The organism is Actinomadura rugatobispora, assembly GCF_055379765.1.
In genome coordinates, this window is sequence record NZ_AP029191.1 from 9,632,496 (window position 1) to 9,654,099 (window position 21,604).

At 74.4% G+C, this 21,604-nt stretch carries 21 protein-coding genes and 1 riboswitch; of the genes, 8 read left to right on the forward strand and 13 right to left on the reverse strand.

All coding sequences use genetic code 11. The annotated features are described in order from the left end of the window. Positions 1-144: 144 nt before the first annotated feature. Both ACZ466_RS43345 and ACZ466_RS43350 read left to right on the forward strand, forming a co-directional pair. A complete protein-coding gene (locus tag ACZ466_RS43345; protein WP_378290755.1) occupies positions 145-918 on the forward strand; it encodes a TetR/AcrR family transcriptional regulator in 774 nt (257 codons plus the stop codon). Between the two features lie 63 nt (positions 919-981). Further along, positions 982-1,068, forward strand: a riboswitch (ZMP/ZTP riboswitch). Between the two features lie 90 nt (positions 1,069-1,158). Further along, positions 1,159-2,439: a serine hydroxymethyltransferase gene (locus ACZ466_RS43350; RefSeq protein WP_378290757.1), complete on the forward strand. Its 1,281-nt coding sequence runs from the start codon at positions 1,159-1,161 to the stop codon at positions 2,437-2,439. Between the two features lie 31 nt (positions 2,440-2,470). Here the strand turns inward: ACZ466_RS43350 and ACZ466_RS43355 are convergent, their stop codons facing one another. Together ACZ466_RS43355 and ACZ466_RS43360 are read right to left on the reverse strand one after the other, a co-directional pair. Next, positions 2,471-3,265, reverse strand: a complete 795-nt coding sequence (locus ACZ466_RS43355) for a class I SAM-dependent methyltransferase (protein WP_378290759.1) — start codon at positions 3,263-3,265, stop codon at positions 2,471-2,473. Between the two features lie 12 nt (positions 3,266-3,277). Further along, positions 3,278-4,354, reverse strand: a complete 1,077-nt coding sequence (locus ACZ466_RS43360; protein WP_378290761.1) for a GNAT family N-acetyltransferase — start codon at positions 4,352-4,354, stop codon at positions 3,278-3,280. Positions 4,355-4,510: 156 nt separating this feature from the next. Here ACZ466_RS43360 and ACZ466_RS43365 point away from each other — a divergent pair, with 156 nt between their 5' ends. Further along, the gene (locus ACZ466_RS43365) at positions 4,511-5,206 is read left to right on the forward strand and encodes a carboxymuconolactone decarboxylase family protein (protein ID WP_378290763.1); all 696 of its coding nucleotides are present in this window, start codon (positions 4,511-4,513) and stop codon (positions 5,204-5,206) included. After that, complete coding sequence (locus ACZ466_RS43370) at positions 5,199-5,795, forward strand: GNAT family N-acetyltransferase (RefSeq protein ID WP_378290765.1); 597 nt, start codon at positions 5,199-5,201, stop codon at positions 5,793-5,795. The genes ACZ466_RS43365 and ACZ466_RS43370 overlap by 8 nt, the downstream gene beginning before the upstream one ends. A gap of 33 nt (positions 5,796-5,828) precedes the next feature. Here the strand turns inward: ACZ466_RS43370 and ACZ466_RS43375 are convergent, their stop codons facing one another. After that, positions 5,829-6,590, reverse strand: a complete 762-nt coding sequence (locus ACZ466_RS43375; RefSeq protein ID WP_378290767.1) for an isocitrate lyase/PEP mutase family protein — start codon at positions 6,588-6,590, stop codon at positions 5,829-5,831. Positions 6,591-6,724: 134 nt separating this feature from the next. Here ACZ466_RS43375 and ACZ466_RS43380 point away from each other — a divergent pair, with 134 nt between their 5' ends. Continuing rightward, positions 6,725-7,804 carry an amidohydrolase family protein gene (locus tag ACZ466_RS43380; protein WP_378290769.1) on the forward strand — a complete coding sequence of 360 codons (1,080 nt, stop codon included), beginning with the start codon at positions 6,725-6,727 and terminating at the stop codon, positions 7,802-7,804. Positions 7,805-8,025: 221 nt separating this feature from the next. Here the strand turns inward: ACZ466_RS43380 and ACZ466_RS43385 are convergent, their stop codons facing one another. Next, a complete protein-coding gene (locus ACZ466_RS43385; RefSeq protein WP_378290771.1) occupies positions 8,026-8,157 on the reverse strand; it encodes a hypothetical protein in 132 nt (43 codons plus the stop codon). Beyond that, on the reverse strand, positions 8,154-9,098 hold the full coding sequence (locus tag ACZ466_RS43390) for a hypothetical protein (RefSeq protein WP_378290773.1): 945 nt from the start codon (positions 9,096-9,098) through the stop codon (positions 8,154-8,156). Before ACZ466_RS43390 ends, ACZ466_RS43385 begins: the two co-directional genes overlap by 4 nt. A gap of 108 nt (positions 9,099-9,206) precedes the next feature. Here ACZ466_RS43390 and ACZ466_RS43395 point away from each other — a divergent pair, with 108 nt between their 5' ends. Then, positions 9,207-9,551, forward strand: coding sequence for a hypothetical protein (locus ACZ466_RS43395; RefSeq protein ID WP_378290775.1), 345 nt, complete (start codon positions 9,207-9,209; stop codon positions 9,549-9,551). 73 nt (positions 9,552-9,624) lie between these two features. Beyond that, positions 9,625-10,512 (forward strand): NAD(P)-dependent oxidoreductase, encoded by an 888-nt coding sequence (locus tag ACZ466_RS43400; RefSeq protein ID WP_378290777.1) that lies wholly within the window; start codon positions 9,625-9,627, stop codon positions 10,510-10,512. A gap of 11 nt (positions 10,513-10,523) precedes the next feature. On the opposite strand, the gene ACZ466_RS43405 is transcribed toward ACZ466_RS43400, so the two are convergent. The 5 genes from ACZ466_RS43405 to ACZ466_RS43425 form a co-directional block, all read right to left on the reverse strand. After that, on the reverse strand, positions 10,524-11,309 hold the full coding sequence (locus ACZ466_RS43405; RefSeq protein ID WP_378290780.1) for an SDR family NAD(P)-dependent oxidoreductase: 786 nt from the start codon (positions 11,307-11,309) through the stop codon (positions 10,524-10,526). A gap of 21 nt (positions 11,310-11,330) precedes the next feature. Next, a complete protein-coding gene (locus tag ACZ466_RS43410) occupies positions 11,331-14,366 on the reverse strand; it encodes an ATP-binding protein (protein WP_378290782.1) in 3,036 nt (1,011 codons plus the stop codon). A gap of 3 nt (positions 14,367-14,369) precedes the next feature. Further along, positions 14,370-15,218 (reverse strand): phosphotransferase family protein, encoded by an 849-nt coding sequence (locus ACZ466_RS43415; protein WP_378290784.1) that lies wholly within the window; start codon positions 15,216-15,218, stop codon positions 14,370-14,372. Between the two features lie 2 nt (positions 15,219-15,220). Next, positions 15,221-15,844, reverse strand: coding sequence for a HEAT repeat domain-containing protein (locus ACZ466_RS43420; protein ID WP_378290786.1), 624 nt, complete (start codon positions 15,842-15,844; stop codon positions 15,221-15,223). Between the two features lie 277 nt (positions 15,845-16,121). Further along, positions 16,122-16,583: a MarR family winged helix-turn-helix transcriptional regulator gene (locus ACZ466_RS43425; RefSeq protein ID WP_378290788.1), complete on the reverse strand. Its 462-nt coding sequence runs from the start codon at positions 16,581-16,583 to the stop codon at positions 16,122-16,124. 85 nt (positions 16,584-16,668) lie between these two features. On the opposite strand from ACZ466_RS43425, the gene ACZ466_RS43430 reads away from it, so the two are divergent. Further along, complete coding sequence (locus ACZ466_RS43430; protein ID WP_378290790.1) at positions 16,669-18,246, forward strand: MDR family MFS transporter; 1,578 nt, start codon at positions 16,669-16,671, stop codon at positions 18,244-18,246. On the opposite strand, the gene ACZ466_RS43435 is transcribed toward ACZ466_RS43430, so the two are convergent. From ACZ466_RS43435 to ACZ466_RS43445, 3 genes are all read right to left on the reverse strand, one after another. Further along, positions 18,143-18,940, reverse strand: coding sequence for an ABC transporter permease (locus ACZ466_RS43435; RefSeq protein ID WP_378290792.1), 798 nt, complete (start codon positions 18,938-18,940; stop codon positions 18,143-18,145). The two genes, ACZ466_RS43430 and ACZ466_RS43435, sit on opposite strands and share 104 nt — an antisense overlap. Then, positions 18,937-19,890, reverse strand: coding sequence for an ABC transporter ATP-binding protein (locus tag ACZ466_RS43440; RefSeq protein WP_378290794.1), 954 nt, complete (start codon positions 19,888-19,890; stop codon positions 18,937-18,939). The genes ACZ466_RS43435 and ACZ466_RS43440 overlap by 4 nt, the downstream gene beginning before the upstream one ends. Before the next feature lie 356 nt (positions 19,891-20,246). Next, positions 20,247-21,506 (reverse strand): IS701 family transposase, encoded by a 1,260-nt coding sequence (locus tag ACZ466_RS43445; protein ID WP_378293577.1) that lies wholly within the window; start codon positions 21,504-21,506, stop codon positions 20,247-20,249. Positions 21,507-21,604: the final 98 nt, after the last annotated feature.

Genomic DNA, 21,604 nt, shown 5'->3' on the forward strand with positions numbered 1-21,604 from the left:
TCGGGTGGGATGTCCGGTTTGCATTACCCGCCGACCTTAGTGGACCTTGTTCACCTCGTTCGCGCCGACCGGGGCGATCTCACCGGATGTTCAGCGAACTCTCAGTCAACGCGCGGCTTTCCCCGGCGCCGATACGGTTCTCTCGTGCCTTCATCCACGTCAGGGGAACCGCCGTTCTCGGTGTGGCTGCGCCCGGAGCGGGCGCGGCGGGACCGGCGGCTGAGCCGCGAGCGGATCGTCCGGGCCGCCGTGGCGCTGCTGGACGCCGAGGGCGTCCGCGGGCTGTCCATGCGCCGGGTGGCCGCCGACCTGGAGGTGACCGCCGGCTCCCTCTACTGGTACGTGACCACCAAGGACGAGCTGATGGAACTGGCCATGGACGAGGTCCTCGGCGAGGTCCTCGGCGAGGTCCTCGGTGAGGTGAGCGAGCGGGGCCCCGCGCCCGAGGGCGAGTGGCGGACGGCCCTGGAGCGCATGGCCCGCGGGCAGCGCGCGATGCTGCTGCGCCACCCCTGGATGCTGTCGGACCTGGCGTCCCAGCCCAATCTCGGCCCGAACGCGCTGGCCCTCGCCGACGCCGGGCTGCGGCTGCTGGCCACCGCGGGGTTCCGGGACGGCGAACTGGACGCGGCGCTGGCGGCGATCACCGACCATGTCGTCGGCGCGGTCGCCGCCGAGATCTCCTGGCGCACCGTGACCGAGCGCACCGGGGCGCGCGCCGGGGGCACGGCCGACTGGCGGGAGCGGGCGGGCGGCTTCCTGGAGCGGGTCGCCGAGGAGTACCCGCTGCTCGGCCGGCGGCTCGGTGCGGGCGGGCCGGTGGACCCGGGGGCCGAGTCGGAGCGGCGCTTCGCCTACGCGCTCGGCTGCCTGCTGGACGGTCTGGAGGCCCGCCGCGGCGGACGGCCCCCGGCCTAGCCGACCGGCGCTTCCGGGCGAGCGGCCGCCGGCGCCCGTGCCGGTCGGCGGCGGCCCGGTATGCTTGGCGGACGCGACTGGCGCAGTCAAGGTGGAGTCGACCACCGGGGAGCGAAGCACGTCCGCACACCGCGCGCCTGGGTGTACGGGCCCCGCAAGCCGGGGGTCCGCGCCGAGCGCACCGGTCCTCCGGCCGACCAGCAGGTTCGACCAGCAGGCTCGACCGGCACGGAGGCCGCCATGCACCAGCCGTCCCTTCCGCATCTCGCCGACCAGGACCCCGAACTCGCCGGACTGGTCGAGGCCGAGGCCCGCCGCCAGTTCGAGAAGATCAGGCTCATCGCCTCGGAGAACTACGTCTCGCCCGCCGTGCTGGAGGCCACCGGCTCGGTGCTGACCAACAAGTACTCCGAGGGCTACGCGGGCCGCCGCTACTACGAGGGCCAGCAGAACATCGACCCGATCGAGCTGCTGGCCGTCGAGCGGGCCAGGACGCTGTTCGGGGTGGAGCACGCCAACGTCCAGCCGTACTCGGGCTCGCCGGCCAACCTGGCCGTCTACATGGCCTTCCTGCGGCCCGGCGACACCGTCATGGGGCTGTCGCTGCCGATGGGCGGGCACCTCACGCACGGCTGGTCGGTGTCGGCGACCGGCAAGTGGTTCAACCCGGTCCGGTACGAGGTGCGCGCCGACACCGGCCGGGTCGACCTGGACGAGGTCCGCGACCTGGCGCTCAAGGAGCGGCCCAAGCTCATCTGGTGCGGCGGCACCGCGATCCCGCGCATGATCGACTTCGCCGGGTTCGCCGAGATCGCGCGCGAGGCGGGCGCGGTGCTGGCGGCCGACATCGCGCACATCGCGGGGCTGGTCGCCGGCGGCGCGCACCCGTCCCCGGCGGGGCACGCCGACGTGATCTCCACGACGACGCACAAGACGCTGCGCGGGCCGCGCGGGGCGATGGTGATGTCGACGGCCGAGCACGCCTCCGCGGTCGACAAGGCGGTCTTCCCCGGCCTGCAGGGCGGCCCGCACAACCACACGACCGCCGCGATCGCGGTCGCGCTGAAGGAGGCGGCCCGGCCCGACTTCTCCGCCTACGCCCACCGGATCGTCGCCAACGCCAAGGCGCTGGCGGAGGCGCTGCTGGAGCGCGGCTTCGACCTCATCTCCGGCGGCACCGACAACCACCTCATCCTCATCGACCTGACGAACAAGGGCGTACCGGGCAAGCCCGCGGCGCAGGCCCTCGACCGGGCCGGGATCGAGCTGAACCACAACGCGGTGCCGTTCGACCCGCGCAAGCCGTTCGACCCCTCCGGGCTGCGGGTGGGCACCGCCGCGATCACCACGCGCGGGCTGGAGCCCGGCCAGATGCCGCGCGTGGCGGCGTGGATCGACGACATCGTCCGGGCCACGGCGCGCGGGGAGGACGAGACGGCGGGGGAGGAGCGGCGCGTGGCGGCGGAGATCCGCGAGCTGCTGGCGGCCCACCCGATGCCGGGCTGGGCCCCGGCCCCCTGAGCCCCGGCTCCCCTCGCCGCGGAGCGCCCGGTCAGCGCGTCCGGGCCGCCCGGAACACGCTGATCATCCGCCAGGCGTCGGGGTCGGTGACGGCGACCTCGCCGAAGTCGCCGTACCGGGCGACCGGCTCCAGCGCGCCCGACAGCCGCACCGCCGCGTCCAGCTCGGTCGCGCTCCAGAACCGGTAGGGGACCACGTCCTGGACGACCCGGACCGGCCCGCCGCCCTCGGCGATGGTCATCGTGACGCGGTCGTCGGAGATCTGGGTGACGGGGTCGAGCCGGTCGGTCGGTTCGCCCCAGCGGACGGTGGCGCGCGCCTCGCCGCGCTCCACCGTCCACCCGGTGCTGGTGCTCGGCTCGTCGCCGAGCCGGTCGGCGGGATGCGACATCTCGACGATGTAGAGGCCGCCGCCGGCCAGGTGGGCGGCGGCCCGGTCGAGGTGCGCGGTGAAGGCGTCCAGGTCCATCAGGTGGGAGGTGGAGTCGAGCATGGTCACCACCAGGTCGAAGGTGCGCCCCAGGTCGAAGGCGGTCATGTCGTCCTGGACGACCTCCAGCTCGACCCCCTCGGCCTTGGCCCGCTCGGCGGCGTAGGCGCACATCGCCGGGTGCAGGTCCAGCGCGGTCGCCGCGACGCCGCGCCGGGCGAACTCGCGGGCGTGCTCGGCCGGGCCCGCCGCCAGCTCCAGCACGCGGCCGACCGGCCCGGCGGCCCCGGTGCGGTGCCGGGCGCACCAGCCCAGCAGCACGTCCACCTCGGCGGGCACGTCGCGGAACGAGCATGCCAGCTCGTAGGCCCAGGGATCGTCATAGATGCCGGTCACCCGGCCATCCTGTCACCCCCGCCGCCCCGCCCGGAGCGTCCCGGCCGGAGGGCGGGGCGCGGGGCGGCCGTCCAGGCGCAGCCGGATCTCGACGATCCCGGGGTCCTCGGTACGGCGCGTCCGCCCGCCCAGCGCGGTGAACAGCCGCCGGATCCGCACGTTCTCGCTCAGCGCCGTGGCGCGCAGCTCCACCAGCCCCCGGTCGCGGGCCAGCACGACCAGCAGTTCGGCCAGCGCCCGTCCCAGGCCCCGGCCCTGCCAGGCGTCCTCCACCAGGAACGCCAGTTCCGCGACGCCCGGATCGAGCAGGTGGACCAGGTGCGCCAGTGCCAGCAGCGACCCGTCGGGGCCCTCGGCGACGAGGGTGAGGCCGCGGTCGGGCACGCACAGCAGGTCCATGGCCCGCCGCGACGGGAACGGTTTGGGGCTGAAGTACCGCATCCGGCGGGAGTCCTGCGAGCAGCGCAGGTGCATGGCCTGGACCGCGTCGGCGTCGCGGGGCTCGATGGGGCGCACCACCACGTGCGTGCCGTCGCGCAGCGGGACCAGGCGCCGCGAGGGCCGCGGGGCCCGGGGCGGCTGGACGGCGCGGACCAGCGCGTCCGCCCGGGCGGCCTCGGTCGCGGTGAACGGCAGCCCGGGCCGGGCCAGCCGCACCGCGCGCCCGTCCCCGGCCGGGACGTGCAGCACGTCGGCCCGCCCGGCGTCGGCGCGGGCGGGCCTGGACGCGGTCCAGGCGGCGTCCTCGGCGCGCAGCAGTTCGGCCAGCGCGGCGGGCAGAGCCCCGGGATCGCCCTGCAGCCGCGCCACCAGCGCCAGGGCGCGGGTGGGCTCGTCCACGAGCTCGTGCGGGCGGGCGGGGACGACCGCGGTGCGGGAGCCGCCGGCCGCGGCCAGCGCCTCCTTCAGCCCGCCGGGGTCGGCGCCGGCGGCGGGCATGTCGACGATGAACTCGTCGACCACGCCCTCGGTGTCGACCTGCACGGAGAGGCCGAGGATGTTGGCGCCTCGCCGGGCCAGCGCGGCGGTGAGCACGGCCAGGCGGCCCGGCCCGTCCTCGATCTCGGTACGGATGCGCAGCAGCGGCATGTGGACCGTTCCTTCGCTGGTCGGTGGAACCTCGGTGTGATCCACCGGCCACGCTGGCCGAACGCTGTTACGGAACCGCTACGTCACCATGAGCCCCCGGTTTCACCTTCTGGACACCACTTGAGGGGGCCCCGCCGAACGCCTAGCGTGCGGTGGGTGATCGATCACCCCGCCAACGCCGAATCCGGCGACGAGCACCCCGCCGAGGAGCGCCCCGGCGCCCGCCTGCCCCTGCTGAGGCCCGGCCTGCTGGGCGAGGAGCAGCGGGAGGTGTACGAGGCGGTCACCGGCGGCCCGCGCCGCGACGGCCCCTCGGTCATCCGCTACATGGACGACGAGGGCCGGCTGCTGGGCCCGTTCAACGCGATGCTCTACAGCCCGGCGGTCGGCCTGCCGCTGCAGGAGCTGGGCGCCGCGCTGCGCTTCCGCACCGCCTTCACCAAGCGGGAGCGGGAGATCGCGATTCTGGTGGTGGCGGCGCACCGCCGCTCGGACTTCGAGTGGTACGCGCACGAGCGGATCGGGCGCCGCGCCGGGCTGACCGAGAAGGAGCTGGCCGCGATCCGCCAGGGCGGCGCGCCCATGCTGGGCGACGTGCGCGAGCGGGTGGTGTGCGAGGCGGCCCGCCAGATGATCGCCGACGGCGACCTGAGCGACCCCGTCTACACCGAGGCCGTGGCGACGCTGGGCCGCGCCGCCGTGGTGGAACTGGTGACCCTGGTCGGCTACTACTCGGCGCTGGCGCTGCAGATGCGGGTGTTCCGGGTGGGGGCCCCGGCGGGCGAGCCAGTGCCCGACTGGGGGCCGGCCGAGGGACCGTACGGCCCCGGCCCGGAGGACGGCGATGCTTGACGTCCTGCGCACCGGGCGCCTGGTCCTGCATCCGGTCGGCACCGGCGACCACCGGGCGCTGCTGCGGCACTGGACGGGCCCGCGGGTCCGCCGCCACCTGTTCGACGACCGGATCCTGTGCGCCGAGCAGGTCACCGAGATCATCGAGGCCAGCCTGCACGACTTCGCCACCGAGGGGTACGGCCTGTGGGCGCTGCGGTTCGCGCCGCCGGACACCGGCCCGGACGCGCTCGACCCGTTCGCCCTGCTCGATCCTGTGCCGGGCGCGCCGCTGGCCGGGGTGGTGGGCCTGCGCCGGATGGAGGGGCCCGGGCACGGGCTCGACGTCGAGATCGTCTACAGCCTTGAGCCTGAGCACTGGGGCCGGGGGCTGGCGGCGGAGGCGGCGCGGGCCGTCCTCGACCACGCCTTCGAGGTGCTGGCGCTGCCGCGCGTGATCGCCGAGATCGACGAGGGCAACGCCGCCTCCGCCGAGGTCGCCGAGCACCTCGGCATGCGCCCGTACGCGGGGGCCTTCGAGGGCGCCTCGGACGGCCTGACGCGTTACGTGGCCGAGCGGGCGGGCACTCCGGAGACCGTCGAGGCCTGACCGGCGGCACGAGTCCGGACCCCCGCGCGGGGCTCAGCCCGAGACCAGCCGCTGGACGTCGGCGTACGACGGCGTCCCCTCCGGCGGCCTGTGCTCCAGCGCCGTCGTAACGGCGGCGCGCAGTGCCGCGCGGAACAGCAGCGAACCGTAGCTGATCCGCCGCACGCCCATTGCGGCCAGGCCGTCGACGGTCACCCTGCCGGGCAGGAAGAGCACGTTCACGGGCAGGGGCGTCGCGTCCACGACGGCCCGCACGTCCCTCTCCTCGGCGATCCCGGGGACGAAGACGCCGTCCGCGCCCGCCTCGGTGTAGGCGCGCACCCGCTCCAGGGCCTCCTCCTCGTGCCCGGAGAGCCAGTACGCGTCCGTCCGGGCGTTCACGAACAGCCCGGGGGCCGCCTCCTTGATCGCCTCGATCAGCACGCACTGCGGGCCGGGCGGCGCCAGCGAGCCGCCGGGCCGCCCGTCCTCGATGTTGATCCCGGCGACGCCGCAGGAATCCAGTTCGGCCGCCAGCGCCGCCACCTCCTCGGGGAGCTCGGAGAACCCTCCCTCGATGTCGACCGTGATGGGCACCGGCAGCCGCACCAGGGCGCGCGTCAGGGCCAGCGTCTCCGCGCGGGTGCCGCCCTCGGCGTCCGGCTTCCCCGCCGCCGCGGCCACGCCGAGGCTCGTGGTGCCGATCGCGGGGAAGCCCGCCTCGGCCAGCGCCGCGCCGCTCGCGAAGTCCCAGGCGTTCGGCAGGAGCAGCGGGCGCTCCCGCCGGTGCAGGTCGTGGAAGGTGTTGGTTCCCATGTCACGACGCTATGCCCGGGACCGTTCGGCCTCCGTCGAAGGGTCGGCGCCGGGCGCGCGGTGGGGCTGGCACCACCCATGGCAGGGGGAACGCCAGATTGTCTCACTTGAGATCATCTCTGATACTCCTATTCATGGACAAGCCACTGATGAGCCGCCGTACCGCCCTGCGCGCGAGCGCCCTGGCAGGGGCCGCCGGGGTCGCCGGTCTCGCCGCGACCGCCGACCCCTCGGGTGCGGCCGAGCCCGCCTCGGACGGGGGCGCGGGCCGTATCGACACCCACCACCACGCGCTGCCCCCGGCCATGCGCGAATGGGCGGTCCAGCACGGCCTGCTCCCGCCGCAGGGCGGACCACGCTGGGGCCAGTGGGACCTGCGGGAGACCCTGGAGACCATGGACGCCAACCGGATCGCGCTTGGCGTCGCCTCCTCGCCCGCCCCGTCCGAGGTCTTCCACGACAAGAAGCTCGCCGCCTCCGGAACCCGCGTCTTCAACGAGTCCCTCGCCGACCTGGTCAGGAGCCGTCCCACCCGCTTCGGCTTCTTCGCCTACCTCCCGCTCCTGCACGTGGACGTCGCCCTCAAGGAGGCCGCCTACGCGCTGGACGACCTCGGCGCCGACGGCGTCCTGATGATGAACACCGCCGGCGGGCGCTACCTGGGCGACAGGGCCTTCGACCCGCTGTTCGCCGAGCTGAACCGGCGCCGCGCCGTCATCATGACCCACCCCGACGCCCTCCCCGAGGACCCCCGGCCCATCCCCGGCGTCGAGAACTGGGTCGCCGACTTCATGTACGACACCACCCGCTGCGCCCTCAACCTCATCGCCTCGGGAACGATGGACCGCTACCCGCGCATGTCGGTCATCCTGTCCCACGGCGGCGGCTTCCTGCCCTACATCGGGGGACGCGTCGAACGCGCGGGCCGCCTCGGCGAGGGCCCGGACCCAGGCGCCTTCCGCCGCGCCCTCAAGCGGTTCCACTACGACACCGCGCTGCCGCTGTCGCCGTACGCCTCGCCGACGCTGCTCGACGCCGTCGGCGCCGGACGCATCCTGTACGGCACCGACTGGCCGCAGGTGGAGGCGGGCGAGGTCGCCCACGCCCGCCGCGCGTTCGACCGCGACCCCCACCTGTCCGCACGGGCGCGCGCCGCCATCAACCGCGGTAACGCCCTCCGCCTCCTCCCCACGGTCGCCGCCCGCCTCCGCTGACAGGATGCGGTCGTCCGCCGGAGGGCCGTAGCCCTCCTGAGTCCGGATGTTTTGCGGAATGGGGGAAAAAGATTGTTCTGACGCGTTTGAGGCTCTCGGGGCGGGTAGCGGTTCCTGCGCGGCCATCCTGCTGGGAACCGCATGGGGTGGGAGCGGAACGGCCGGAACGGGTGAGCTGGGGGGCACCCCCGTTCCGGCCGTTCATCCACGCGCGGCGACCCTCAGCGGCGCCGGTTGCGGATGATGAAGACGACGGCGACGACGAGGGCGACGACGGCCACGACGCCGGCGACGTAGAAGAGCCACTCGGGAGCCTCTTCCTCGCGTGGAACGTCCGCCAGGAGTCCGATCATGTCTCTTCTCTCTCCACGGCCCCGTCGGCCCCGGTGACGGAGCCCGCGCCCGCCAGCAGGGCGAGCAGGACGGGGAACTCCAGGTACGCGTGATAACTCGCGATGGCACCGTACAGGGTCTTACCACCCGCATAGTCCGATACGAAGAGAACCGCCAGCAAGGCCGTTCCCGCGATGCCCAGGAGCCAGGCCCGGTGCCCCCGCAGGGCCGAGGCGCGCCGCTCGAAGCGCTCCGTGGCGGGACGGCCGTGCCGCGGCATGAACCACACCCAGACGACGTAGTGCATCGTCTGCAGGAACGCGAAGACGACGAGCAGGCGCAGGGCGAAGGCGGTGTCGAGCCAGGCGGGCGGGGTGTAGGCGGCCAGCAGGCGGTCGCCGCCGCCCGCGAACGCCGCCGCCGCGCCGTCCTGGTCGCCGCCCAGCCACGGGTCGAACGCCCCCGCCAGGATCAGCGCCGGAATCACCAGGACCCACGCGGCCTGCGTCACGCGGAACGCCGTGCGCCCGGTCCGCAGATCGCGGGCCCACTCCCAGAGGAAGAACAGCGGCACCACGTTGTGCAGGTGGGAGAGGAAGACGAAATGGTAGGCGGGGAACGCCAGTGAGCCCGCGGTCGCGAGACCCAGGGCCGTGAGGGCCGCTCCCAGCAGCAGCGGGCGGCGGCGCAGGCCCCATCCGCAGGCCGCGGCCAGGACGAGATAGCCCAGCAGGATCTCGGCGCCCCGCGACCACCAGAACATGGGCAGGAGGCGGCACAGCACGATGCCCGTGACGAGCGCCAGCAGGAGAGCGAGGAAGCGCCCGGTGAGGATCGCGTCGAAACGGCCCGACACGTACCGCAGTTCCAGCACGTTGTGGAGAATGCCGAACATGGCCAGGCCGACGACCGTCACCGTGGCGGGCAGCCGCAGCGCCGCCACGAGCGCGGCGGTGACCACGACGCAGAAGATCACGACGAGCGTGCGCGGCGCCGCCGCCCCTGCGCCGACGGGCCGCGGCCGCCCTGCGGGCAGCGCCTCGGTCGCGATGGCCGTCCCCCTCGTCCCGTGACCGGCTATCCGGCCGCGCTCGCCCTGACCCTCGCCGTCGAACTGCCGGTCTACGCCGTCGCGCTGCGGGTCCTGCTGCGGGCACGGCTCCTGCCGGTGCTCGCGGCGGCGGTCGCGGTCAACCTCGTCACCCACCCCCTCGTGTGGTGGGCGCTGGGCGCGGCGGCGCGGTCCAGGGGAGGGTACGAGATCGCGCTGCTCCCTGTCGAGATCGCCGCCTGGCTCGCCGAGGCCGCGCTGCTGGGGGCGCTGCTGCGGAGGCCGGGGCGGGCGTGCCTGCACGCCGCGCTCGCCGCCAACGCCGCGTCCCTGCTGGCAGGACTGGTGGCCATCGTGGCTTGACCTCAAGTTCGGTCGAGTTTCTAGCGTTCCCATGAACCGGCAAGGTGTGCCGGTCCGATGAGGGGGGTGAGACATGACCATCTCCACTGGAGAAGCCGCGGCCGTGACCGTGCTCGGTCTGGGCGAGATGGGCTTCGCCCTGGCGGGCGCGTTCCTGGACGCCGGGCATCCGGTGACCGTGTGGAACCGCACGCCGGAGAAGGGCGACGCCCTGGTCGCCAGGGGAGCCCAGCGGGCGGCGACCGTCCGCGAGGCCGTCCGCGCGGGGGAGCTCGTCGTCGTCAGCGTGAAGGGCAACCCCACCGCCCGCGACCTGCTGGAGTCGGCGGGCGGCGAGGCGCTGGCCGGGCGCTCGGTGCTCAACCTCACCGACGGGACGTCGGCGGAGGCCAGGGCCGTCGCCGACTGGGCGGCCGGCCACGGCATCGGCTACCTGCACGGCCAGATCATGACGATCGCGCCCGGCATCGGGCATGCCGAGGCGGTCGTCTTCTACGGCGGCGACCGGTCCGTGTACGACCGGCACCACCCGCAGCTGGACCTCCTGGGCGGGCGGGGCACCCTGATCGGCGACGACCCGGGCGTCCCCGCGCTGTACGGGATGGCCGTGCACGGCACCATGTGGGGCATGCTGAACGGCTTCCTGCACGCCGCCGCGCTGCTGGAGAGCGCGGGCGTCGAGACCGGGCGGTTCCTGGAGCAGGCCCGCCCGTCGATGTCCGCCCTGGTGTCGTTCCTGCCGTCGATCGCCGAGGAGGTCGACCGGAGCGAGCACGCGGTGGAGTTCGGCGCGCTGAAGCACCACCTGCCGTCCCTGGAGGACCTGGTCCGGGAGAGCGGGGAGCGGGGGATCGACACCGCGTTCCCCCGCCGCACCCTCGATCTGGTGGCCGCCGCGGTCGCCGACGGGCACGCCGACGACAGCTACTCCCGCCTCGTCGAGCACTTCCGGAAGGGCTGAAGGCGGGGCCCTCACCCAGGAGGCTGCTCCTGGGGGCCCAGCCAGAGGCCGCCGTTCGCCTCGATCACGCCGCCGGTGATCCAGCGGGCCTCGTCGGACGCCAGGAACGCCACGGCGTCGGCGATGTCGGCAGGGCGTCCGATCCTGCCGAGAGCGGTGGCCGCGGACATCCCGGCCCTGACCGCGGGGTCGTCCAGGAACCCGTTGATCCCGGTGTCGGTGGCGCCCGGCCGCACCGTGTTGACCGTGATGCCGCGGGGCCCCAGCGCGCCGGCCAGGGTGCGGCTCATGACCTCCAGGGCGCCCTTGCTCATCGCGTAGGCGATCTGGGACGGCACGGCGATCCGCGCGGCGGCGGACGAGATGTTGATCACGCGTCCGCCGTCGCGCAGCAGCGGCAGCACCGCCTGGACGAGGAACAGCGGCGCCTTCACGTTGACGGCGAAGACCTCGTCGAACTGCCGGGGCGTGAGCCGCTCCACCGAGCCGGCGAACAGGGTGTCCAGATCGCCGCACGCCGCATTGTTGACCAGGACGTCCAGCGCCCGCCCGCGCAGCCCCTCGGTCAATCCGGCGAGCAGCGTGTCCACGTCACCGTCCACGCCGAACTCGGCCCGCACGGCGAACGCCTCCCCGCCCGCCTTCTCGATCGCGGACACCGTGTCGCGCGCGGCGTCGCCGTCGCGGCCGTAGTGCACGGCGACCAGTGCCCCGTCGGCGGCCAGCCGCCGGGCGATGGCCCGTCCCATACCGCGCGAGGCGCCGGTCACCAGCGCCGTCCTTCCGTTCATATCCATCGCGGCCTCCTGAGGATCGATCTAACGGGGTCGACCCTCCGACACCCCGCTCACCGATCGCTCACCGTCCCGCGCCGCTTCGGCGGCGGGCCGCACACGATGCTCCAGGGCAACGCGGCGGGCCCGCCCGTAGTGGGCACGTGCCAGCGCCGCATCCCCCGCCTCCTCCGCGAGCAGGCCGAGCCCGAGCAGAACCCGGCAACGCGTGATCGCGGCGCTCAACGAGTCACGCCCGCAGCCGAGCAGGGCCTCCTCGTACAGAGCGCGGGCTGTGTCATGGTCGCCGCGCAGCCGCGCGATGTCGCCCAGCCCGCGCTGCGCCCCCGCCTGCGCCTCAGGCATCCCCGCCCGCCGCGCATGCGCAGCCGCCCGCTCATACCCGTCCCAGGCATCGACAAGGCGCCCGGCCGCCACGAGCCGGTCGGCATCCCGCACCAGCAACCGCGTAACGTCCTCCACCGCCCCAAGCCGCCCCACCAGCTCAAGCGCCTCCCCAAGCAGACCGCCCGCCATGCCCAGCCCGACGGGCCCGCCCAGTCCGACGGAGCTTCCGTCCGGGCTGTCAGAGGCTCCGAACGACCCGGTGGAGGCCATGCCCGTGCCAGCGGAGCCGTTGTTCGGGGTGGGGGAGGCGCCGGGTGCGGTGAGAGAGGGCCAGGTCGGGGTGGTGAGGGTGGCTAGTTGGTCGAGGGCGGTGGCGACGCCCCAGCGGTCGCCGGTTGTGCGGAAGCCGGCGAGGGCTGCCTCCAGGGCTCGTCGCGCGCGCGGGTGGTCGTCGTCCAGGAGGTGCGCCATGCCTTCGTCGAGTTGCGTGAAGGCGCGAGACCACGCGTCGGCGTCGCACGGTCCTTGGCGGGCGCGGGGGCCGGTCACCATGAGGCGGACCACCGACAGGGCGGGGTGGCGCAGGGGCGCCGGCGGGAGGTCTTGGAGGCGGGCTCGCAGCTCGCGGTCGTGGCCGGAGTCCCCGGCCGCGGCGTTGGCCAGGCACAGGACGTACTCCTCTTCGAGCCCTCGCGGTGGTTCGCCGCCGGCCGCCGCGAGCAGGTCGGCGGCGGCCGCGGCGCGCTCGCCGGCCTGTCCCCGCAGCTGCCCGTGCCAGGACAGCGCGGCGATCAGCCGCAGGCCCAGGACGGGGTCGGCGCGCACGGCCCACCGCAGCGCCGCGTCCATGTTGCCGCGCTCGGCGTCCAGACGGGCGAGCACGTCCAGCTGGCCGTGGCCGCGCAGGCGCGCGTCCGCGTCCACGGCGAGGTCGAGATGGTACGCCGCGTGCGCCGCCTCGAGCCGCCCGGCCTCGCCGGTCAGCCGTTCGGCGCAGAACTCCCGGACGGTCTCCAGCATCCGGTACCGGCCGCCGCCCGCCTCGACCATGGAGTGGTCGACCAGGGCGGCGAGGGTCCCCACGACGTCCCCGCCGCACACCCGCCGGACCGCCTCCAGCGTCGCGCCGCCGCGGAAGACCGTCAGCCGTGCGGCCAGCTCCCGTTCGGGACCGTCCAGCAGGTCCCAGCTCCACTCGATCGCCGACCGCAGCGTCCGGTGCCGCGGCGGCGCCGAGCGGTCTCCCCGGGACAGCAGGCCGAACCGGTCGTCGAGGAGCTCGGCGACCTCCTCCGCGGTCAGCGCCCGCAGCCGGGCGGCGGCCAGCTCGATCGCCAGCGGCAGCCCGTCCAGCGCCCGGCAGATCCGCAGCACCGTGCCGAGACCGGCGCCGCCGGCGGCGAAGTCCGGCCGCACCGCGGCGGCCCGGTCGGCGAACAGCCGCACCACCGGAGCCGACGCGGCCTCGGGCGCCGCCTCCGCCGGGACGCCCAGCGGCGCCACGGCGTGCAGGCACTCGCCGGTGACCTCCAGCCGCACCCGGCTCGTCACCAGGATCCGCAGGTCGGGGCAGTCGCCCAGCAGCCGGCGGGCGAGCCGGGCCACGGCGGCGGCGACCCGTTCGCAGCCGTCCAGGACGAGCAGCGTCCGCCGCCCCGCCAGCCCGGCGGCCAGCCGGTCGGCCGGGTCGCGGGGGCCGGACAGTCCCGGCACCGGCCCGGCACCGCGCAGCCCCAGCGCGCCGAGCACCGCCTGCGGCACGGCACCGGCGCCGGGCACGTCGGCCAGCTCGGCGAAGCACACCTCGCCCGGTTCCCGCCCGGCGGCCTCGATCGCCAGCCGCGTCTTGCCGACCCCGCCGGGCCCGGTGAGGGTGACCAGGCGCTCGCCACCCAGCAGCGCCGCGACCCGTTCGAGATCGGCGGCGCGTCCCACGAAGCCGGTGAGCTGCGCCGGAAGGCCCGCCGGGGACGCCTCGGCCAGGACGCGCCCGGCGTCCAGGATCGCGAGGTGCGCGCTCGCGAGCTCGGGGGAGGGGTCGACGCCGAGTTCCTCGGCCAGGGTGCGCCGCGCGTCCTCGAACACCCGGAGGGCCTCGGCCCGGCGCCCGATCCCGTCGAGCGCGCGCATCAGCTGCGCGCGCGGCCGTTCCCGCAGCGGATGCGCCGCCACCACCCGGGGCAACTCGGCGGCCAGCGCCCGGTGCTCGCCCCGCGCGAGCCGCGCCTCGGTGAGGTCCTCGACGGCCGCCGCCCGCAGGCCCTCCAGGCGCGCGGCCTCGGCCTCGGCGAACGGCGCGTCCCGCACGTCGGCGAGCGCCGGTCCCCGCCACAGGTCCAGGGCCCCGCCCAGCAGCCGCACGGCCCCGGCATGGTCGCCCGACGCCAGCGCGCGCCGCCCGTCCGCCGCCAGCCGCCCGAACCGGTGGAGGTCCACCTCGCCGGGATCGACGGCCAGCCGGTACCCGGCCGGCTCGAACTCGATGAGCGGGCCCGCCGCGCCCCCGGCCCGCAGCCGCCGCCGCAACCGGGACACCTGGGACTCCAGGGCATGCCCCGGATCGCCCGGCGGATGCGGCCCGTACAGGCCGTCGACGAGCTGCCGCAGGCCCACCGGCCTGCCCGCGTCCAGGATCAGCATCGCCAGCAGCGAGCGGGCGCGGGCCCCGCCGAGCGGTACCGGAGCGCCCCCGGCCGACCGCGCCTCCACCGCGCCCAGCACGCCGAACCGCACGGGTCACTCCTGCGCGGCGAACATCCAGGGGAGATGGGCCAGGCCTTCGTCCGCGTAGAGACGCCGGTCCTGTTCGGTGAGCCCGTAGGCGATGTCCTCCAGGACGGCGCAACGCGCGTAGTAGAGGACCCGATCGCGGTCGCAGGGCCCGTCGTAGTGGGCGAGGACGAGGTCGAAGACCTCGGGCCCCAGGTCCCTGTAGAGACGGGCCAGGTCGTGCATGGGGTCGGCGATGGCCGCGTCGGTCCAGTCGATGACGCCCGTGACCGCGCCGGTCTGGACGTCCACGAGGATGTGCTCCGCGCCCAGGTCGTTGTGGCAGAAGACCCGGGTTTCGGGCTCCGCCGGGGGAGGCGCGGCCAGGAACGCCTCGATCGCGGGGCGGAAGTCCCCGGGGATGTTGTCGGCGGCTTCGCCGTAGGCCGCCTCGGCGTCCTCCAGCCACGCCGCCGGGGGGTCGGTGTCGTGCGGCACGAGGCGTTCCATGCCGGCCGTGTCCGCCGTGTGCAATGCGTTGAGGAACCCGCCCAGGGCCGTGGCAAGCGGCTCGGGCTCGCCGACGGGACGGCCTAGCAGCGGCACCCCGGGGACCTTGGCGTAGGCGAGGACGCCCGACTCGTCGTCGGCGAACACCGGGACCGGCACCGGCAGGGGTGACATGCGGCTCACCGCCGCCAGCGTCTCCGCCTCGCGGCGCGGCTCGCCCTCGTCGGCGTCCCTGGAGATCCGGACGATGAGCTCACCGTCCACCTCGAACGCCAGGTTGTCCAGGCCCTCGCCCAGGGGGGCGATGGAACGGAAGTCTCGATGAGGCAGGTGCCGGGCCAGCGCGGCGCGGATCTCCGTGATCACCCCTAGACCTTAACGCCGTCCATGGAGCGCAGCGTCGCCGCGGCCCGGTCGCGCAGGAACTCCTCGGGGTCCTGGTCGGCGATGGCGCGCAGGTTCGGCTGGAACGCCTCGTAGCGGGAGAAGGACGCGGCGAAGACCGAGGCGTACCGCACGCGCGCGTCGCCGTCGGCCAGCGCCGCCCCGATCCGCCTGAACACCTGCTGGTCGAGTTTGGCGGGGGCGGCCAGCCCGAGGCGCAGCGCCGCCTGCCCGCGCGCACGCGGGTCCTGGGCCTGGTCGAACGACTGGCACAGCTCCTCCACCGTCCAGGGGCGGAGGGTCTGAACGGCGGTGGACGCCAGGGTCTCGACGAGCCCCTTCGGCGTGCCGGTGAAACGGATGTAGCCGATGCCGAACATCGCGTCCACCACGTAGTGGAGCGACCCGGTCTTCAGCACCTGTTTCCCGACCGGGTGACCGTCGGCCTGCCAGACGACCTCGCCATCGGTGCCGGCCTCGCGGTCCCGCTCGGTCACGCTGACCATCGGCCACCGGAGGCCCTTGGCGAACTCGTCGACATGCTCGACCGTCGTCTCGGGGCGGAGGACGCGCGGTCGCGTCGCGAAACGATCATCTGTACGAGACATGCGGGGCATTGTCCTGGGCCTGCTGACCGTTCGCCACTGGAATGCCACAATTGGTGTGCTTGCGCCTCTGTCACCTCCGACGCACCAGCCGCCCCGAACGCATCGGATATCCGGCTTTGCCGCACGCCCCGGCGGCGCCACCACCCTCATGCCCATGGCGGCGCTGCCCTGCTGCTGACGACGCGGCCTGGTGTCTCGGGCGTGGCCGACCCGCTGGGAGCGACGGACGGGCGCGGTGGCGGTGGCGGGCGGCCGAGTCGCGGTGGACGGAGGCGGCTCAGGTGTCGTTGGACTTGACGAAGCGGGACAGGAGGCGGGCGAACTCGCGGCGTTCCTCCTCGGTCCAGTCGTCCATGGCGGCGGCGAGGCTGTCGCGGCGGGTGCGGCGGGCCGCCTCGACGATCTCGCGGCCGGCGTCGGTGAGTTCCAGATGGACGCGGCGGCCGTCCTCCTGCGAGGCGACCCGGCGGACGTAGCCGGACTTGACGGCCTCGGCCACGATCCTGCTGCCGCGCGAGGCGTCCACGCCCAGGCGGGCGGCGACCAGGCCGACGCTCATCTCCTCGCCGGGCCCGTCGGGGCCCTCGTCGATCACGTCGGTGACATGCAGGATCTGCAGGTCGACGGGGAGGTTGTGCTCCCGGATCGCGGCCCTGCCCAGCCGCTGCCCGGCCATGCCGCGGCGCAGCCTGACCATGCTCCGTTCGACGGCGTCCAGCGCCTCCTCGCCCTGCGTCATGGGATCAGCCTAGCGGGACGGTTGCGCGGCTCATCTATGTGCTTCTAGCATCTATATGCTTAAGTCAATCAAATGCGAGGTGCACATGACTTCCACCGGGATGGGGCGGCGGGACCGGCTGCTGGTGTTCGCCGGGCTCATGCTGGCCGCGCTGATGTCGTCGCTGGACGCCACCGTCCTCGGCACGGCGCTGCCCACCATCGTCGGCGAGCTGGGCGGGCTCGACCGGATCGCGTGGGTGTCCACCGCCTACGTCCTGGCCACCAGCGTGACCGTCCCGCTGTCGGGGCGGCTCGGCGACCTGTTCGGCCGCCGCCGGATCTTCGTCACCGGCCTGCTGGGCTTCCTCGCCGGGTCGGCGGCCTGCGGCGCGGCGCCCTCGATGGACTGGCTGATCGCGTTCCGGGCGGTGCAGGGCGCCGGGGCGGGCTGCCTGATGGCCACGATGTTCGCGCTGACCGCCGACCTGTTCGAGCCGCGCGAGCGCGCCCGGTACCAGGGCTACTCCGCCGTCAACTTCGCCGTCGCGACCCTGGCCGGGCCGCTGGTCGGCGGGTTCCTCACCGACCACGCCTCCTGGCGCTGGGTGTTCTACGTCAACCTGCCGCTCGGCGCGGCGGCCCTGGTCACGACGCTGCTGTTCCTGCGGACGCCCGAGCCGGAGCGCAGGCCCCGCGTCGACTACCCCGGCATCGTCCTGCTCGGCGCCGCCGTCACCTGCTTCACGCTGCTCACCAGCTGGGCCGGGACGCGGTACGGCTGGACCGACCCGGTGATCCTCTGGCTCGCGGCCGCCAGCGCCGTGCTTCCGGTGCTGTGGGTCCTGGCCGAACGGCGCGCCGCCGAGCCCGTCATCCCGCCGCGCCTCTTCCGCGACCGCTCCTACAGCGTGGCCTGCGCGGTGGCCGTCGTCGGCGGCGCCACCGGCTTCGGGCTGGCCACCTACCTGCCGCTCTACTTCCAGGCGGTCGGGGGAGCGGGCGCCACCTCCTCCGGGCTCCTCCTGCTGCCGATGATGATCGGGCTGCTGATCGCGTCCATGGGCGCCGGGCGGTACGTCGCGGCGACCGGCCGCTACCACCGGCTGCCCGCCGCGAGCATGGCGGTCAGCGCCGCGGGCGTGGCGCTGCTGGCGACGATGACGACCGGCACCGGCCCCGTCACCGCCGGGCTCTTCATGGCGGTGCTGGGCTTCGGTGCCGGTCTCTCGCAGCAGGTCGTCATGCTCGTCGCGCAGAACGCGGCGCCCCGCCGCGACGTGGGCGCCGCGAGCTCGGGCGTCTTCGCGGCGCGGATGGCGGGGACCGCCGCGGGGATGGCCGTCTTCGGCGGCGTCCTGGCGAGCCGGTTCGCCGAGGAGGCCGCCCGGCGCGTCCCCGCGGGCGCGGTCCCCGCCTACGACGACGCGCTGCGGCCCGGGTACCTGCGGACCCTGCCGCCGGACGTCCGGGACGGCGTCGCCGCGGCCTTCGCCGAGGCGTTCTCGACGCTGTTCCTCACCGCGCTGCCGCTCCTGGCGGCCGGGCTCGCCGCGGCGCTCCTGCTGCGGCACGCGCCGCTCACTTCACCTCCCGGCGGAGCAGCCGGACCAGGCCGATGGCCATGGGGAGCAGCACCCAGGCCGCCACGGAGACCGCGGCCCGGGCCCACTCCCCGGAGGTGACGCCCGTCTCGGTGAGCGGGGCGAAGGTCCGGTTCGTGTCGAGCCAGCCCGCGGGCCCGCTCAGCTTCTTGATCATCTCGCCGAGCGTCGTCCAGACCGTCGGGAGCAGGAAGTACAGCACGATGGCCAGCGCGGGGCTCAGCAGCAGCATGCCGAACGCCACGCCCATCACGACCAGGGCCACCGAGACCAGCAGCCCCTGGCCCACCAGCGCGGGCGGCAGCGTCCAGGCCCCCTCCGACCGGCCCGCCAGCCCGCCGATCGCCCGCGCCGCCAGGGCGCTGGCCAGCCCGATCGCCACGAACGCGACGGCCAGCACCACGCTCCCCAGCAGCTTGGCCGACACCACGCGGCCGCGTTCCGGGACCAGCGCGAAGGTGGTCAGCGCGGTCCGCTGCGACCACTCGCCGGTCACCGACAGGATGCCCAGGACCGGCAGCAGGATCGACACCGCCGCCTGCGAGGCGATGAAGAACTCCCGCAGCGTCTGGTCCTCCGCCGGCACCGTGAAGATGATCACAGGCATGAGCGCGGGGGTGAACAGCGCGATGAGGATGAGGATCCAGCGCCCCGACCGGGTGTCGGTCATCTTCCGCAGCTCCACCGCCGTCAGCCGGGCGAGGGACGGGCGCGGCGGGTCGGCGAGCACGCCGCCCGGACCCGCGGCCGGGGGCACGGTCATGGTCGCGGTCACTTGACCACCTCCCTGGAGGGCGGCACGGGCGGTGCGATAGGCGCGGCGGGCGGTGGCGGGACGGCGGCGGCGGCCTCGGCGGTCAGGGCCAGGAACAGCTCCTCCAGCCCGCCCCCGCTGACCTGGCGAAGCTCCAGCAGCACGACCCCGGCCGCGGCGGCGGCCCGGCCCACCGCCTCCGCCGGCGCGTCCACCACGAAGGCCCCCTCGCCCTCGGGACGCGCCGGCAGCCCGGCGGCGGCCAGCGCGCCGTGCAGCGCGGCGGCGTCCAGCCCCCGCACCAGCACCCCGCCCGGCGCGGTCAGCAGCTCCTCCTTGGCGCCCTGGGCGGCGATCCGGCCGCCCGCGATCACCACGAAGCGGTCCGCGACGGCCTCCACCTCGCGCAGCAGGTGGGACGACAGCAGCACCGTCCCGCCCCGGTCGGCGAAGTCGCGCAGCAGGGTGCGCATCCAGAAGATGCCCTCGGGGTCCAGGCCGTTGGCGGGCTCGTCCAGGATCAGCACGCTCGGGTCGCCGATCAGGGCCTGGGCGATGCCGAGCCGCTGCCGCATGCCCAGCGAGTACCCGCCGACCCGGCGGCGCGCCGCCTTGGCGGGCAGCCCGACCCGTTCCAGCATCTCCACGGCGCGCGCCTGCTCGACCCCCAGGACCTGCGCGGCCAGGCCCAGGGTCTCCTTGCCCGTACGGCCCGGATGCATCGCGGCGGCGTCCAGCAGCACGCCGACATGCCGTCCCGGGTTGGCGATCCGCCGGTAGGGGACGCCCTTGACGGTCGCGGTGCCCGAGCTCGGCGGCGTCAGCCCGCAGATCATCCGCATCGTGGTGGACTTGCCCGCGCCGTTCGGGCCCAGGAATCCGGTGACGGTGCCGGGCTCGCAGCGGAACGACACCGCGTCGACCGCCGCGACCTCCCCGTAGCGCTTGCTCAGACGTTCGGCTTCGATCATGCCATCAGGCTGCCCGCCGGGCCCGGCCCGCCGCGTCGGCCGATGGTCGAACCCGCCCAGACCGAAGTCGATGCCGCCCGGTCCGCATGGCCCGGACGCCTCGGCTGTGTTCCAAAGCCCCGGCCCACCGCGCGAGCGCGTTACCTGGGCGGTGAGGCGATGCCGCGCTCGCCCAGGCCCGGTAGGCGAGAGCCGATAAGACCAGCGCCGCCAGGCGAGCGCCGTAGGCCGGGACTTTGAGACACAGCCTAGTAGGGCTTTGTTAGTTCGTCATGGTGGGTGCTGGTGGCATGTGGGGCATCGGCCGCTCCAGGTGGCGAGCAGCACTTGGAGCTGTTTGAGAATCTTGTAGAGACTCAGGCCGCCCCGGCCGCTTTTGGGCTGGCCAGGCGTAGTTCGGTGAGGAAGAGGTGTGCGGCCGAGGCCAGGGTGACGTGGCGGTGCCAGCCGGTCCAGGAGCGGCCCTCGAAATGGGTGAGGCCGAGGCCGGTCTTGAGTTCGCGGTAGTCGTGTTCGATCCGCCAGCGGATCTTGGCCAGGCGTACGAGGGTCTTGATCGGGGTGTTTTCGGGCAGCGTGGAAAGCCAGTAGTCGGTGGGCTCGGGCTCACCGGGCGGCCACTCGGCCAGCAGCCAGCACGCGGGCACACTGCCGTCGGCGGCTTTGGGGATGTCCCGGTTGGCGGGACGTACCCGGATCGCGGTGAAGCGTGAACGCAGTTTGGCGGTGGGGTTGGCCGCGGTCTTCCTGGTGCCCTGGCGCCAGGTCACCCGCCGCAGGCTCGCGCGGCCGGCGGCCAGCACCAGGTCACGGAGGTTGGAGGCATCCCCGGCGTAGCGTGGCCCGGGCGGGCGGCCGCGTCCGCAATAGGCCGGCGTGACCGGCACCGCGTCGCCGTCGTAGGCGCTGGTGGCGGCCTTGACAGCCATCACATAGCCGATGCCGCGCTCGGTCAGTCCCAGCCGGAAGGTGGTGTTGTCGCCGTATCCGGCGTCACCGACGACCAGCGGCGGCATGTGCCCCCAGGCGGCCAGTTCGTCGATCATGTCCAGGACGAGCCGCCATTTGGGACGATGCCGTACCTGATCGCCGATGCCGCAGCGCCTGCGCCGCTCGGCGATCCGCCCCGCCTCCTGCGGATCGGCGGCCAGCGTGTCATCCCACCGCTCGGGCATGAACAAACGCCAGTTCAGCGGGGCCGAGCAGGCGTCGGTGACCGCATGCACGCTCACCGCGATCTGGCAGTTGGTCACCTTGCCCGCCGTCCCGGTGTACTGCCGGGCCACACACGGCGACCCGTCCCCGTCCTTGAGGTGTCCGGTGTCGTCCAGAAGCCACGCCTCCGGCTCCACCACCCGCAGCGACCGATCCGCCAACCTCCGCCGCACCGCCACGAAATCCCACGTCGAGGACGTGATGAACTGCTGCAGCCGCTGATGATCGACCCCCAGGCGCTCGGCCATCGGCTGCATCGACTTACGCCGCCCGTCCAGCATCAGCCCCCGCAGATACAGCCCGCCGTTCAAGCGCTGCTCACGACGCGCGAACGGCGTGAAAATCTCACCCGCGAAGTCCTCAAGACGGCCACGAACCTCAGCCAGCTCAGCCGGAGTCACACCAAGATCATCCCATATGATACCGAACTAACAAAGTCCTACTAGAAGACTGCTGAAGATCTTGTTAGAGGGGCTGTCCGGCCGTGGGCCGGACAGCC

Coding starts and splice junctions, on each gene's coding strand:
- ACZ466_RS43350 (WP_378290757.1), top strand. CDS start 1,159: ATGCACCAGCCGTCCCTTCCGCATCTCGCCGACCAGGACCCCGAACTC.
- ACZ466_RS43360 (WP_378290761.1), bottom strand. CDS start 4,354: ATGCCGCTGCTGCGCATCCGTACCGAGATCGAGGACGGGCCGGGCCGC.
- ACZ466_RS43370 (WP_378290765.1), top strand. CDS start 5,199: ATGCTTGACGTCCTGCGCACCGGGCGCCTGGTCCTGCATCCGGTCGGC.
- ACZ466_RS43375 (WP_378290767.1), bottom strand. CDS start 6,590: ATGGGAACCAACACCTTCCACGACCTGCACCGGCGGGAGCGCCCGCTG.
- ACZ466_RS43380 (WP_378290769.1), top strand. CDS start 6,725: ATGGACAAGCCACTGATGAGCCGCCGTACCGCCCTGCGCGCGAGCGCC.
- ACZ466_RS43385 (WP_378290771.1), bottom strand. CDS start 8,157: ATGATCGGACTCCTGGCGGACGTTCCACGCGAGGAAGAGGCTCCCGAG.
- ACZ466_RS43400 (WP_378290777.1), top strand. CDS start 9,625: ATGACCATCTCCACTGGAGAAGCCGCGGCCGTGACCGTGCTCGGTCTG.
- ACZ466_RS43405 (WP_378290780.1), bottom strand. CDS start 11,309: ATGGATATGAACGGAAGGACGGCGCTGGTGACCGGCGCCTCGCGCGGT.
- ACZ466_RS43420 (WP_378290786.1), bottom strand. CDS start 15,844: ATGTCTCGTACAGATGATCGTTTCGCGACGCGACCGCGCGTCCTCCGC.
- ACZ466_RS43425 (WP_378290788.1), bottom strand. CDS start 16,583: ATGACGCAGGGCGAGGAGGCGCTGGACGCCGTCGAACGGAGCATGGTC.
- ACZ466_RS43430 (WP_378290790.1), top strand. CDS start 16,669: ATGACTTCCACCGGGATGGGGCGGCGGGACCGGCTGCTGGTGTTCGCC.
- ACZ466_RS43440 (WP_378290794.1), bottom strand. CDS start 19,890: ATGATCGAAGCCGAACGTCTGAGCAAGCGCTACGGGGAGGTCGCGGCG.